Source organism: Vibrio amylolyticus, assembly GCF_023145695.1.
In the GTDB taxonomy this organism is placed as follows: Bacteria; Pseudomonadota; Gammaproteobacteria; order Enterobacterales; family Vibrionaceae; genus Vibrio; species Vibrio amylolyticus.
The window spans coordinates 330,593-345,191 of sequence record NZ_JAJHVV010000005.1 but is presented as its reverse complement, the minus strand read 5'-3'; the positions used below and the strand labels follow the sequence as shown (position 1 = coordinate 345,191).

At 41.7% G+C, this 14,599-nt stretch carries 13 protein-coding genes; 9 read left to right on the top strand and 4 right to left on the bottom strand.

The genetic code is table 11. From position 1 onward, the window contains the following. The first annotated feature begins 71 nt into the window (after positions 1-71). Together KP803_RS10240 and KP803_RS10235 are read left to right on the top strand one after the other, a co-directional pair. A complete protein-coding gene (locus KP803_RS10240) occupies positions 72-1,067 on the top strand; it encodes an ABC transporter substrate-binding protein (protein WP_427916940.1) in 996 nt (331 codons plus the stop codon). 95 nt (positions 1,068-1,162) lie between these two features. Then, positions 1,163-1,510, top strand: a complete 348-nt coding sequence (locus KP803_RS10235; protein WP_248008727.1) for a HopJ type III effector protein — start codon at positions 1,163-1,165, stop codon at positions 1,508-1,510. A 143-nt stretch (positions 1,511-1,653) separates the two neighbouring features. Here the strand turns inward: KP803_RS10235 and KP803_RS10230 are convergent, their stop codons facing one another. Then, positions 1,654-1,962, bottom strand: a complete 309-nt coding sequence (locus KP803_RS10230) for a DUF1289 domain-containing protein (protein ID WP_248008726.1) — start codon at positions 1,960-1,962, stop codon at positions 1,654-1,656. Between the two features lie 128 nt (positions 1,963-2,090). Here KP803_RS10230 and yegD point away from each other — a divergent pair, with 128 nt between their 5' ends. Continuing rightward, on the top strand, positions 2,091-3,443 hold the full coding sequence (gene yegD, locus KP803_RS10225; RefSeq protein ID WP_248008725.1) for a molecular chaperone: 1,353 nt from the start codon (positions 2,091-2,093) through the stop codon (positions 3,441-3,443). A gap of 86 nt (positions 3,444-3,529) precedes the next feature. Here yegD and KP803_RS10220 read toward each other — a convergent pair whose 3' ends face one another. Continuing rightward, positions 3,530-4,480, bottom strand: a complete 951-nt coding sequence (locus KP803_RS10220; RefSeq protein WP_248008724.1) for a DMT family transporter — start codon at positions 4,478-4,480, stop codon at positions 3,530-3,532. A 142-nt stretch (positions 4,481-4,622) separates the two neighbouring features. On the opposite strand from KP803_RS10220, the gene KP803_RS10215 reads away from it, so the two are divergent. Next, positions 4,623-5,084, top strand: a complete 462-nt coding sequence (locus KP803_RS10215) for an Lrp/AsnC family transcriptional regulator (RefSeq protein WP_248008723.1) — start codon at positions 4,623-4,625, stop codon at positions 5,082-5,084. 34 nt (positions 5,085-5,118) lie between these two features. Here the strand turns inward: KP803_RS10215 and KP803_RS10210 are convergent, their stop codons facing one another. Further along, positions 5,119-6,324: an aromatic amino acid transport family protein gene (locus KP803_RS10210; RefSeq protein ID WP_248008722.1), complete on the bottom strand. Its 1,206-nt coding sequence runs from the start codon at positions 6,322-6,324 to the stop codon at positions 5,119-5,121. Between the two features lie 287 nt (positions 6,325-6,611). On the opposite strand from KP803_RS10210, the gene KP803_RS10205 reads away from it, so the two are divergent. The 5 genes from KP803_RS10205 (at position 6,612) to phaC (ending at position 12,802) form a co-directional block, all read left to right on the top strand. Next, on the top strand, positions 6,612-7,871 hold the full coding sequence (locus KP803_RS10205; protein ID WP_248008721.1) for a DEAD/DEAH box helicase: 1,260 nt from the start codon (positions 6,612-6,614) through the stop codon (positions 7,869-7,871). A 705-nt stretch (positions 7,872-8,576) separates the two neighbouring features. Continuing rightward, complete coding sequence (locus KP803_RS10200) at positions 8,577-9,317, top strand: SDR family oxidoreductase (RefSeq protein ID WP_248008720.1); 741 nt, start codon at positions 8,577-8,579, stop codon at positions 9,315-9,317. Between the two features lie 10 nt (positions 9,318-9,327). Next, positions 9,328-10,533, top strand: a complete 1,206-nt coding sequence (locus tag KP803_RS10195) for an acetyl-CoA C-acetyltransferase (protein WP_248008719.1) — start codon at positions 9,328-9,330, stop codon at positions 10,531-10,533. A gap of 39 nt (positions 10,534-10,572) precedes the next feature. After that, positions 10,573-10,920, top strand: coding sequence for a phasin family protein (locus tag KP803_RS10190; RefSeq protein ID WP_248008718.1), 348 nt, complete (start codon positions 10,573-10,575; stop codon positions 10,918-10,920). A 58-nt stretch (positions 10,921-10,978) separates the two neighbouring features. Further along, entirely contained in the window at positions 10,979-12,802 is a 1,824-nt protein-coding gene (phaC, locus tag KP803_RS10185) for a class I poly(R)-hydroxyalkanoic acid synthase (protein ID WP_248008717.1), read from the top strand. Positions 12,803-12,882: 80 nt separating this feature from the next. Here phaC and KP803_RS10180 read toward each other — a convergent pair whose 3' ends face one another. Beyond that, positions 12,883-14,586, bottom strand: a complete 1,704-nt coding sequence (locus tag KP803_RS10180) for an FAD-dependent oxidoreductase (RefSeq protein ID WP_248008716.1) — start codon at positions 14,584-14,586, stop codon at positions 12,883-12,885. Positions 14,587-14,599: the final 13 nt, after the last annotated feature.

Sequence of the window (14,599 nt, the reverse complement as noted above, 5' to 3'; positions counted from 1 at the left end):
AGTGTTTTTGAATTCCTCAACTAAACTAATAGTAGGGCTTGTCGAGATTGATATTGTTTGGAGAAGATGAAGTGAAATCATTAGTAGTCAAACAGAGGTTACTCTTTATCTGCATTCTTAGCTTGTGTGCCGTAAGTTTTCTCGCTCTGCCCAATACCGTGCTATTGATTGAAAGTTATCATAGCGAATTTGAGTGGGATGAAAGCTATATAAAGGGTCTTGAAAAAACACTTGGCTCAGCGGGAGAGCTACACACCTTCCAGATGAATACGAAAAGAATCTCCGCTGAGCGATATGAGGAGAGCGCTAGGAACGCGCTTCAAGCGTATCAAGATCTTAAACCCAGTGTGGTCGTTCTCGGTGATGATAACGCGTTTAATTTCATGTATCCCAAGCTGTTTAATGAGCCAATCTCGATTGTTTTTTTAGGTATTAACTCAAATCCTCGTCATTTACTGCAAGAGTATCAAGGGAAAGCGTCAGTTACTGGTGTATTAGAGCAGCCCTTATTTGTGAAGACCATGGGTGATATTGGTGAATTGATACAGGGTCAAGACAAAAAGGTAAGGGTCATGTTTGACTCTGGCGTAACGTCGAAATTAGCGATTGATTATATGGAAAAGCAGACAGCAGCGATAAGCCGAAGCTTGAAGATAGATATAGAGCTGCAAGCGATTAGTACCGAGATGGAGTGGCATGAAAGTGTTTTGGGCGCGAAGGAAGACGGGGTAAGTGCAATTGTTATCGGCTTATATCATACGCTGATCAACGAAAAAAAACAGAGTGTTAGTGCCGATACGATCTTGAGTTGGACGAACAAGAACAGCACTGTCCCTTTGTTTGGCTTTTGGGATTTTTCGATTGGAAAAGGAAAAGCAGCGGGTGGGGTCGTTCTTTTTGGCCAGCTTCAAGGTGAACAAGCCGGAGTATTGATTATGCGTATCTTAAATGGTGAACAGGCGGATTCGATACCCATCCAGATCGGTAAAAAAGGTAGAGCAATATACAGCCCAATCGAAATGGAACGCTGGGGATTAACACCACTTAGTCATTGGGAACCAATGTAACCATCTAAAAAACCGCAAGTTTAATTAGTGACTTCAACACACGGTTATTTTTATGGTATGTTTTTGAGCCTGATTTAAATTGGCAAGAGACACTCATGGAATTGAACGTATTTATAAAAGAGTTAGAAAGCGCACCAGAATCGATAGACTTTGAACAGACCATGTCAGTTATTGAGCACAACTACGAGTTTACACCGACCCAGTTTAAAAATGGTCAAACGGTTAACGAGGCGAATCAAAATAACGGATCTTGTAAGATCTTTGCATTTGGAGCGCTTCTTGAACTTACAGTTGAGCAAACTCTAGCTTGCTTTGGCAAATTCTATAGACAAGACGTACTACAACATCCGGAAAATGACGATCATCAGAATATCCGCAATTTTATGATCTCTGGGTGGGGTGGTGTTAAGTTTGAAGGTTCGGCATTAACTTCAAAAGCATAATTCGACCTGTTTACGTTTAAACTTTAAACAGATTTGAATGAACTATAAATAGGGTTCATCGTTATGTTATGAACCCTAGTTGTGTCAACTTGCTAAGGTATCCATTATTCGTATTGGCTATTTGTGAATAACCCTGAGAGTAGTTACAAAATAGGCAAAGCACTTAAACATTTTCTACACATACAAACACCACTCTTTACGACGTTTTCAGAGTCACGTTTATCAATATCAAAGCACCAACAACGACTTTTTCCGTTTTGAATATCACACTGTGTTTTTGCCTGACAAACGGGGCATTCGTGACTTGAAGTCTCACCTTTTATCTCAGCCATAATTTGATCTCTTTGAGCATCACTATAACTTTGCCATTCGGCGATCTCTTTGGTTGTACGTTGGCATCCAACACACATACTACCGGAACTCTCACAAGCGCCTATACAAGGTGATTTCATATAACCATGTTCATAATTTCATAATTTGCCGAGAGTATATCAGAGTGAATCGTTTAGGTTGATTGAATCTAGAAATTCTTAGTGTCTTGGTGTAGCATTGCCGCCCTTTTTTAGCTTCTGAGGCCACTATGTATATTGGTTTTGATTATGGAACAGCAAATTGCTCTGTTGCATCAATGCAAGATGGACAACCTTCTTTAATTCCACTCGAAGGTGAGCATTTTTATATTCCATCTACGTTATGTGCGCCTACACGTGAATCTGTCTCTGAGCATCTATTTCGACATCGAAATATCTCACCAATTGATGCGGTCGGTGAGCAGGTGTTAAGACGATCTATCGCTTTTAACCGTGAAGAAAGTATTGAGCTAGAAGCAGATGATGTTGCGTTTGGTCAAGCAGCATTAGATTTGTATCTAGAAGACCCAAGAGATATCTACTACGTTAAATCACCAAAATCATTTTTGGGAGCGTCAGGGTTACATGATGTTCAAGTGAGCTTCTTTGAAGATCTCGTCTGCGCCATGATGGCAAACATCAAGTCTAAAGCCGAGTTACACACCGAGCAGACGATTAAAGAGGCTGTGATTGGTCGTCCTGTTAACTTTCATGGTCGAGGTGGTGACGAAGCCAACAAACAAGCAGAAAAAATTCTCTTGAATGCAGCCAAACGAGCTGGTTTTAATGATGTTGTCTTTCAGTTTGAACCCGTAGCGGCTGGGCTAGAATATGAATCAACACTCACTGAGAACAAAACCGTTCTGGTTGTTGATATCGGTGGAGGTACAACCGATTGCTCAATCATTGAAATGGGACCGAAATGGCGCGGACAATCAGAACGTAATTCCTCATTGTTAGCACATACGGGTCAGCGTGTTGGTGGAAATGATCTCGATATTCATCTCGCGTTTCGACAGCTAATGAGCCCATTTGGATTTGGCAGTAAAATGACAACAGGGATTGAAATGCCAATCACCCAATATTGGAATCCAATCGCCATTAATAACGTTGAAGCTCAAAAGGATTTTTACAGCAAAGCCAACTTGTCAGCCCTTAAATTACTTCATAAAGAAGCGAGTGAACCAGACAAGTTGGCAAGGCTATTAACGGTTTACAATGAAACGCTGGGCTACAGTATTGTCCGTCGAGCGGAAGAAGCGAAAATAGCACTCTCTTCTGATACAAATTATCGAACAACCATTGATCTGCTAAAAGAAAAGATCGGCGTTGATATTAGTCAACAACAGATGATAGATGCCATTGCTCAACCTAAGTCAAAAATGGCGGAGTTGGTTAAGGAAGCGGTTCGTCAAAGTGGCACAAAGCCAGATGTGATATTCATGACAGGCGGCTCGGCTCGATCACCATTTTTACGTAGTGCGGTGGAAGAAATTTTGCCCAATATCCCAGTAGTCAGTGGGAATTACTTTGGTTCTGTCACCTCTGGATTGGCTCGTTGGGCGGAGATTTGCTTTAAGTAAAGCCCCTAAGCCATATATTTATCTTTCCGATAAGTATATGGCGTTTAAGACAGATATCAGGTAGCTAAATACACTCCTTCTCATTGCTATTTGGTATGGCTTGGTGGTTGATAAGAGAGTGACGAATCTTGTCGTAGAAAAACATTACTGGCGACGATACTTCCAATACAAATTGAAACAAGGGCAAGCCATGTCATTCCACCTGGAGTCTCGTTAAAGACGAATATCGCAAGTAAGGTCGCTACAACCGGTGTTAGTGACCCAAACGCAGCGGTTCTTTCTGCTCCAAGAATAGAAATCGCTTTTAAATAGGTAAAAGAAGCAAGCAATCCAGCTCCGACTCCTTGCAAGAGTAGATGGCCAATAAGCTCTTTAATTGGCCAATTCCCAATGTTTCCCAACCAAGAAAACTGTCCATCTACAGAAAATAACGACGTTTCTACTAAACCAATCATTAAAAGGAGGCTAAGGATTGCTAGTGATGATAGCGAAATAATTCCGGCACAGACCAAGGAAGGCAGGTTCGCGATCCGAGCGCAAATAGTGAAGATTGCCCACATTAAACTCCCGAAAAGAAAAAGTAGATAACCTTGAATCGCTTCGTTATTCGCGGAAGAGAAGCCAGAATAAATGAAGATACTGATGCCGACAACGATAAGAAAAATACCGATTTTCCGATGAGAACTGAGCGGCTGAGCAAAGAACAGAACGGCAATGGCAGAAACAAATAACGGAAGGGTACCTGGCACGAGCGCACTACCATCGGAAACGGTAGCGTAATTCATCGCCCATCCTGCTACTAATAAATAAGGAAGCCCTCCACCGATCATCATACCGATAAGGTAACGCTTAGGGACTAACAGGATCTTTTCCCTAGCGTAAAAAGTGATAGGTAATAACACGATAGCGGGAATAAGGAATCTAGTCATTGCCATGTCTGCGGGGGTGAGCGATGAAATAGCACCGCCTCTCAGAGATAGAAAGAAGCCTGACCATAGAACAATAGTGGCGAAAATTGCGGAATATCCAGAAATCATAGAGGTTACATTTTTGTTAATAAGCGCTATTATCCATCAAATAGATAAGTGGTATTCGGCGTATTTATCTCATAGAAATAGAAGATTGCTGTAATAATGCGTGAACTAGTATTTGAGTGATAAAAATCACTAAAGAGGATTTGTGGAGTTAGATAGAATTGATCGACACATACTTGAGGTCATCCAAATTAAGGGTAGATTATCGACAACGGAGTTGGCTGAAGAGGTAGGGTTATCTGCCTCACCTTGTGCTAGACGATTAAAAAAGCTTGAAGATACGGGCATTATTGATAGTTATAGTGCCAACCTTAATAAGGGAAAACTGGGTATAGGGATGACCGTATTCGTAGAGGTCAGCCTAAATAACCATCAAGCGGAGTCGATTGAAGCATTTGAGAACAGAATGCTTGATACGGAGTCTGTAATAAATTGCCATGTTGTTTCTGGCGCGTACGACTATTTACTGGAAGTTGTCACAAAAGACTTAGAAGGCTATGAGCTTTTTACCCGTTTATTGCAGCAGATTGAGACAGTGAAAGATATCCATACTCATCTAGCAATCAGGCAGGTGAAAACAGGAAGATCACTGCCAATATTAACCTAATCAATATTAAGCAGTGATGTTTAATCGTTAATGTTTAGCCTAGAGCGGGTAGGACACCAATGGTAATAGCCAATTGCGCCATTACAATACCAGCACCAATCACTCCTGTAACAACAAGAGCAGCTTGACCACCAAAGACTTGATATTCTGAATTGAACTTTTCAGAGCGTCGAGTCTTGTAAACCATGACAACAGGTAAGAATATCGCCAATATTGCGAGAGCAATAGCAGCATAGCCTAGAGCCATAATAAATCCTTGGGGATAGAACAGTGCAAAGCCCAACGGGGGAGTAAAGGTAACAAGTGCCGCTACAACTCGGCTTCGACCGTTAGCCTCTTTGTTAATGGAGTCAGCTAAGAACTCGAATAGTCCAAGACTTACACCCAAGAATGAGGTAAGTAACGCTAGATCGGCAAAGACACCGACGATGTGGCTAATATTTGACTGCTGTACCGTCAATGAAAGCTCATGGACTAAAGAGGATAGGCCGCTGTTTTTAATCAGTTGTTCTTGGCTGATGACACCTAACGTTACGACTTGCCAAAAGATATAGATAACAAGTGGTATAGAAGAACCAACAATAATGGCTTTGCGAAGAGAGCGAGTATCACCTTGAAGGTAATTCACGACGGCTGGAATGCTGCCATGGAAGCCAAACGAGGTAAAGATGACTGGAATTGCCGCTACGATTAACCCTTGTTGGACGGGCATGCTAAGCAGGTAGCCTTGAGTAACATTAGGAGCAAGAAAGCTGAGTACAAGAACCATCGCAATGAGCTTAGTAATGAATAGAACGCGATTTACCTTATCGACGGTAGCAGTACCAAACGTGACAATTGAAGCGACAATTATGGTAAACAATGCAGTCGCTAAGCCTGAGTGAATCTGTATTCCCATCCAAGATGTCAGTCTTTGCTCAAATTGAGCGCCTCCACCCGCAATGTATGCTGCACATAATGAATAAAATAAGAACAACATTGCAAAGCTAGCAACCCATTGGCCTTTCTTACCAAGAATTTTCTTAGCTAAGGTGTGCAACGTCGCTTTACTGTCAGCATGTTGGTGGAGTTCCAACATCAGTAATGCGGTAAATGCCATGAGTGCCCATAGTGCAACCATGATAAGAAGTGATGTTGTAAATCCAATCCCAGCTGATGCGATAGGCAAAGCGAGCATTCCAGCACCAATTGTTGTGCCTGCTATTATTAATGTACTACCAAATATCTTTGAATTATTCATCTGTATAAATTTCTTTACGTCGACATATGCTTTGGTATGTTAGTAATACTAAGCATATAGTTATGGCTAGTCTTCAATGACTGGGATTTTGTAGTATATAGAGGATAAGATCAAATGGTTTGTACACTTCAATATCCAGCAGTGTAACGTAAATTTTACGAAAGTGGTTTTGTTGATAAAGAAAAATACAAAAGCTAAGACTCAAAACACGTTTAAGTTCATATTACTTCTGCGCTTGTTGGTCCATTCTGCTAAAATCTGCGCCAGTTTAATTATTGGTATCTAAAATGACGCACCCATTTCAAAAATTAGGGCTTTCCGCCTCACTTGCTGATGTTGTTACTAAGTTGGGATTTAACCAACCAACAGAGGTTCAACTGCAATCTATTCCACATATTGTCGATGGAAAAAACATCTTAGCGGGTGCGCAAACCGGTACCGGTAAAACAGCGGCTTTTGGTTTACCAATTATCCAACGATTTTTAGACGCCCCAGTAACTCGCGAGATGAACAGTTGTGTCGTTCGTGCTCTTGTTTTGGTGCCGACTCGAGAGCTTGCTCAACAAGTGTTTGACAATATTACGGCTTACTCAGAACAAACTAACTTGAAAGTCGTGACTGCGTACGGCGGTACGAGCATGAATGTGCAAACTCAGAATTTAAAAGGTGGAGCAGACATTCTTGTTGCAACGCCTGGAAGACTTATTGACCATCTATTCTGCAAAAACATCATTTTGTCGCAGACCGAAGTGTTAGTTTTAGATGAAGCCGACCGAATGCTTGATATGGGTTTTATGCCTGATATTCAACGTATTCTTAAGCGTATGAATGAAGAGAGACAGACACTGTTCTTTTCCGCTACCTTTGATCAAAAAATCAAAATGATTGCTCATAAAATGATGAGTAATCCAGTGGAAGTTCAGGTCGCGCCATCTAACAGTACTGCAGAGTCGGTTAAGCAGATGGTATATCCCGTCGATAAGAAGCGTAAAAGTGAGCTTCTGGCCTATTTAATAGGGTCTAAAAATTGGCAACAAGTATTGGTCTTTGTAAAAACGAAGCAGGGTACAGACGCGTTAGTCAAAGAGTTAAAATTGGATGGTATTAAGGCCGCTTCTATCCATGGAGATAAAAGCCAAGGGGCACGTCAAAAATCGTTAGATGATTTTAAATCAGGAAAAGTAAGAGCGTTAATTGCCACAGATGTTGCTGCTCGAGGGCTAGACATCCACCAACTAGAGCAGGTTGTGAATTACGATTTACCGTATAAAGCAGAAGACTATGTTCATCGAATAGGAAGAACAGGACGAGCAGGTGCAACGGGTCTCGCGGTATCTTTAATGAGCCGTGATGAAGAATACCTCCTTAAGGCAATTGAAGACCTACTTGATAAACCGCTTCCACAAGAATGGCTCCAAGGTTTTGAGCCTAGTTTAAAAAACGTGGAAGATTTACCAGATACGAGCAGAAGGCGTGGCCGCTCGTCGGAGAAACAAAAAATGAAAGCAAAACTAAAAATACATTCAGGGAGAGGTAAGAAAAGATAGTGCATTAGTCGAGTTTCTCCTGTATTACACAACGCTTCATTGATTTAGGTCTTGTTCTATTTTTCGATGAAGTGTTGCTCCTCACCCAAGACGTTCTCTTTTATCTTATTAATCTCGCCTTTAAGCCAAGTAATGCGTCTACTATTATTACGCGCAAATATAATGTTTTTATATTACTAATTGATATGACAACTACATTTATTATTTCAATGTCATTATAAGTAGATTAACAATTAAATATATTCACGCACCTAAATAAATCAATTTATTAGTAATGTTGAACCAAAATAGTGCAGGTTTAATTTGAACTCACCGTTGTTGATGGTTCTATTAATAATGATTTTTAATTTGACACCTTTAATATTGAAAAGCTTGTTGCATTTTTTTGCGACACACTGCTAGGTCTTTACAAATCAATAACTTATGAATTAACGCGCCTTTTTTGATATAACGAATAATAGCATTAAAATCAACATCTTACATAATTTAACAAGCGCTTAACATTTCATCATAAGTGAGATCTCGTTCAATAATATGTGTATAAATCGTAAATTACATTTGAATTGTAATAAAACAGGTTTAGATTAAATAACTAGAAAGGTTCTTCAATTAGAAAGAATCAAAATATTAAACACGTTAGTTGGTGCTATTACATGCACCATTTTAAATAAGCTTAAATATTGCTGTTAAGAATGGAGTCCCCCAATGAAAAAGCTCGCTTTGATCACCGGATCAAAAGGCGGAATCGGTTCCGCGATCTCTTCTAAACTCGTTGCTGATGGTTTTCGTGTCATAGCTACCTATTACACTGGCAATTATGAGTGCGCGTTAGAGTGGTTTACCGAAAAAGGGTTTACCGAAGAAGAGGTTCGCTTATTTGAGTTGGATGTAACTAATGCCCCGGAGTGTGCAGAACGTTTAAGCCAACTTTTAGAAGACGAAGGAACCATAGATGTTGTGGTCAATAATGCTGGTATTACTAAAGACGTTCAGTTTAAAAAAATGTCTTTAGAAGCATGGCGTGACGTGATCGATACTAATCTCAATAGCCTATTCAATGTGACTCAACCTCTTTTCGCATCAATGTGTGAAAAAGGAGGCGGTCGTATTGTCAATATTTCTTCGGTAAATGGACTTAAAGGTCAATTTGGCCAAACAAACTATTCGGCTGCAAAAGCTGGAATGATTGGTTTTTCTAAAGCTCTGGCTGCTGAAGGCGCTCGTAGTGGTGTCACGGTAAACGTTGTTGCACCTGGATATACAGGTACACCAATGGTCGAGCAGATGAAGCCTGAAGTGCTTGATTCAATCAAAGCCCAGATCCCAATGAAGCGATTGGCGACTCCAGAAGAGATTGCAGAATCAGTCAGTTTTCTAGCAAGCGACGCAGCAGCTTACATTACCGGTGAAACATTATCGGTGAATGGCGGCTTATACATGCATTAAGGGTGAAGTAATGGAAAAAGTATTTGTAGTAGCGGCAAAAAGAACACCTCTAGGCTCATTTGGCGGAAGTCTTAAAGATATTCCTGCTGGCAAATTAGCATCAGTGGCCATCAAAGCGGCCCTAGAATCGGGTAACGTACAGGCGCATAACGTTGATGAAGTGATTGTCGGGAACGTTATCGGTGCAGGCCAAGGCATGAGTGTTGGTAGACAAGCTGCAATTTATGCTGGAGTACCCGCAAGCGTGCCGGCTTACACTCTAAACATGGTATGTGGCAGTGGCATGAAAACCGTGATGGATGGGGTTTCTCATATCCGCTCTGGGGATGCTGAGATTGTTGTTGCTGCTGGTGTAGAAGTGATGTCGCAAATTCCATTTACGGTTCCTGCGTCAGTGCGAGATGGACACAAAATGGGCAACATGAGCCTGACTGACTTACTAATCAATGATGGTTTAACGGATGTATTTAACCAGTACCACATGGGTGTTACAGCCGAGAATGTCGCGACTGAGTGTTCGATTGGGCGTCAACAGCAAGATGAATTTGCCTTAGCAAGCCAACAAAAAGCGGTAGCAGCGATAGAAGCAGGCGTCTTTAAAGACGAAATTGTTCCGGTTGATGTTAAGAAGCGCAGAGAAACGTTCGTATTCGATACTGATGAATATCCAAAAACAACAGCAACGCTAGAAGGCTTAGAAAAACTTCGCCCTGCTTTTGATAGAGAAGGGAGCGTAACTGCTGGAAATGCGTCTGGAATTAATGACGGCGCGAGTGCTTTAGTTTTAGCATCAGAATATGCAGTTAAAACGTATAACCTTAAACCAATCGCCGAAATAGCCAGCTATGCACAAACGGGTATCGATCCAAAGGTCATGGGACTTGGACCAGTAAAAGCGGTGACTACCGCATTGGAAAAAGCCGACTTAAAGCTAACTGATATTGACCTTTATGAGCTTAATGAAGCCTTTGCGGCACAGGCTTTAGGCGTTGTGCATTCGCTAGCGAAGGAACATCAAGTTTCGGCATCTTCCATCTTGGAAAATGCTAACGTAAATGGCGGTGCAATAGCACTTGGCCATCCATTAGGAGCTTCAGGAAATCGTATCCTCGTTACTCTTGTACACGAACTAAATCGACGAAGTGCTCAATATGGAGTTGCCTCACTATGTGTGGGCGGCGGCATGGGTACAGCTGTCATAGTTAAATCAATCTAGTTGTTAAACGGAATATTCCCTTTATTTAGGAGCAAGACCATGTATACAGATTTTTTTAAATCATTCACAGACCAAACTGAACAGTCACTACAGCCACTAGTTAAGTTCAATAAGCTAATAACAAAAAATGTTGAAGTGATGACTGAACTTCAGCTGAACGCTATGCGTACATATAGCGAAATGGGCATCAATCAGATGAAAGCTGCAAGCGAAGTACGTGATGTAACATCATTAACAGCGTTCAGCAGCCAACAACTAGCGGCGATGACAAAGCTGTCTCAACAGCTAAATGAAGACAGCACAAAGATCCAATCTCTTGCAAAAGAGTTTAAAGATGACGTTGATCAGATGACTTCGGAAAATCTTAAAACTGTGACTCCAGCGTAGCACAGACCTTTGCCGCCTTTGATAAGGCGGCTTTTTTCCGAAGATAGGAGTATAAAATATGTTCCAGCACTTCTTTTCGGACTACCTTGTAAAACTCCAAGAAACCAATCAACAGTGGTGGAAAGATCTTGAACAGAACAAGGAAGCCGTAAACTCTCCCCTTAATAAGGCGATGCAAGAAGTTAACTTTGAAGACTCAGCAAAGTTCTTTGAGCAAGCTGCGAATCAACCCGCCGCGTTACTTCAGTTGCAGACCCAGTGGTGGGAGCAACAGCTTCAAATCTGGCAAAATGTTGCGCTAGCAGGTAACTCAAAAAGTTTAGTTGAAGAAGAAAAAGGCGATAAGCGTTTTAAAGACGACGCTTGGAAAAACGATGCCTTCTACAGCTTTATCAAACAGTCGTACTTATTATTTAGCAAAACTTACTTTGACACGATTGAAAGCATTGAAGGTGTTGATGAAAAAACAAAAGAACGAATTATGTTTTTCTCAAGACAAGCCATTAATGCACTTTCCCCTAGTAACTTCATTGCTACCAACCCTGAGCTACTAAAACTGACTTTAGAGCAAAATGGCGAGAATCTATTAGCGGGATTAGAACAACTCAAAGAAGACGTTGAATCAAGTGCCGATATTCTAAAAATCCGAATGACAAATAATAATGCATTCCGCCTTGGTGATGATGTTGCGAATACACCGGGTGATGTGGTGTATCAAAATGAGTTATTCGAGTTAATTCAATATAAGCCACTCACAAAAACCGTCAACAAAACCCCGCTTTTGATCGTTCCGCCATTCATCAACAAATACTACATCTTAGATTTGCGTGAAAAGAACTCCATGATGCGTTGGCTGGTAGAGCAAGGCCATACTGTATTTATGATGTCATGGCGTAATCCAGGCAAAGAACAGTCACACATTGAATTTGGTGATTATGTCACTGAAGGTGTCGTTAAAGCGGTATCTGCAATTGAAGAGATTACTGGGCAAGAACAGATAAATGCGGCTGGGTATTGTATTGGTGGCACGGTTCTCGCTTCCACAGTTGCCTACTATGCAGCGAAACGTATGAAGAAGCGGATAAAATCGGCGACATTCTTTACAACGTTGCTTGATTTTTCACAACCAGGTGAGGTTGGCGCTTATATCAATGAGACCATCGTGAGTGCGCTTGAAGCACAAAATAGTGCAAAAGGGTACATGGATGGACGTTCGTTGAGTGTGACGTTTAGCTTACTTCGCGAAAACAGCTTGTATTGGAACTACTACGTCGATAATTATTTGAAAGGGAATAGCCCCGTCGATTTCGATTTGTTGTACTGGAATAGTGATAGTACGAACGTATCCGCACCGTGCCATAACTTTCTAATTAGACAGTGCTATTTAGAAAACAAACTGGTTCAAGACAAAGGTGTGAAAATCGGTGGCGTTTGGATCGATCTTAATAAGATAAAAATCCCAAGTTACTTTATCTCTACTAAAGAAGATCACATCGCGTTATGGCAAGGAACCTACCGAGGCGCACTTAATACGGGCGGTAATAAAACGTTTGTATTGGGCGAGTCAGGACACATTGCCGGTATTGTGAATCACCCGAGCAAAAACAAGTATGGATACTGGGTAAATGACAACCTAGATGACTCGGCTGAAGAGTGGTTGGCTAATGCAACTCGCACGGATGGTTCTTGGTGGACGCACTGGCATGAATGGTTAATGACATTTAACCTGAAGGAGCAAGTGGAACCGTATATGCAGGGTTCAGAAATTAATCCTGTAATTGGTGCCGCGCCTGGCCAATATGTTAAGCAAGTTTTGCCCGTGAAAAGTGACGTTTCCGATAGTGGTGTCCCTGATAGTGAAGTGGCAGAAGAAACCGTGTAGTTTCGTATAACAGTAGAAACAAAATGGACACCTAGTAGATAGGTGTCCATTTTTTATTTCGATGTATTAAAGTGACAACATTATTCTTGAGAGGCTTTTAGTGTTTTATAGCCGCCAATTAAGTTACGAGCTTTAAAGCCACTATTCACCAATTGACGATAAGCAACGTTACCCCGTAACCCAACTTGACAATAAACGATGATCTCTTTGTTTTTTGGTAACTCACTCATTCGATGGCGAAGTTGATCAACAGGAATGTTGATCGCACCTTCGATAAAGCCAACATTTTGAAGCTCAATTGGGTTACGAACATCAAGCAATAACTGGTCATCAGTTAAGTTATCAATTTGATCGAAGTGGATTGGCATCGCTTCACCATTAATGATGTTGTTGGCAACAAAAGCTGCTTGGTTGATCACATCCTTAGCACTGCCATAAGGTGGTGCATAGGTAAGCTCCAGGTGTTGCAGCTGTTCAATCGTCATTCCTGCGCGCTGAGCGACCGCCAGTATGTCAATACGTTTATCTACGCCATCTTTACCTGCTGCTTGTGCCCCTAGAATTTTTCCTGTTTCAGGGCTAAACAACAGTTTAAGTGAGACAATTTCCGCTCCCGGATAGTAGCTCGCGTGGCTGGCCGTATGTACATATACTTTTTCGTAAGCGATCTCTTCACGTTTCAGTGTTTTCTCGTTCTTACCAACAGATGCGACTGCTAAATCAAAGATTTTGACGATGGACGTGCCTTGTGTACCTTGATAAGTTTGGTCGCCGCCTAGCATATTATTAGCTGCAATGCGCCCTTGACGATTCGCAGGACCCGCCAGTGGCACAAATCCAGGTTTACCTGTCACAAAATCAGTATCTTCAACCGCGTCTCCCACGGCGTAAATATACGGATCACTGGTTTGCATAGCGTCGTTGGTATATATGCCACCAAAGTCTCCAAGACGCAGTCCCGCTTCTTTCGCCAGCGTAGACTCGGGACGAACACCAATAGACATAATGAGAAGGTCTGTCTTTAGCGTATCGCCATTATTTAGAGTGAGTTCTAGCGCACCCTGAAGATGCTGGTGTTCACTAGTTTCACCTGCATTTTTGTCTGCCACATGGTTGTTTGGTAGGTAGTTAACCGACTCAAGCGCAACACCTAAACGTAAATCAATACCATGCGATTTGATTTCAGCATGAGCAAAACCGGCCATTTCTTTATCAACAGGCGTCATCACTTGGTCAGCCATTTCGATTAATGTGGTTTTAATACCGAGCTGATGGAACGCCTCCATCATTTCTAAGCCAATGAATCCGCCTCCGACTACTGTCGCGTGCTCAGGCTTATTCATTTGCATGGTTTTTAAGATTCGATCCATGTCAGGAATGTTTCTAAGCGTATGGGTAAGCGGGTTCTTTATGCCTTGTATAGGTGGAACAAACGGTGCTGCGCCAGGGCTTAACAATAACAAGTCGTAAGACTCTGTATATTCGCTGCCGTCGATCATATTTTTGACAGTAACGGTCTTATTCTCGCGGTTAATTTTAGTGACTTCATTCATTACGCGAACATCGACGTTAAAGCGCGCTAGAAAGCTTTCAGGTGTTTGCAGCAGCAGTTTCGAACGATCTTTAATATCACCACCGATATGGTAAGGAAGACCACAGTTGGCAAACGAAACAAAAGGGCCACGTTCAAACATAATGATTTCAGCATCTTCACTTAAACGACGAGCTCGAGCAGCAGCTGAAGCGCCACCTGCAACACCACCAACAATCAGAATTTTAGACATTATCTTCTCCGAG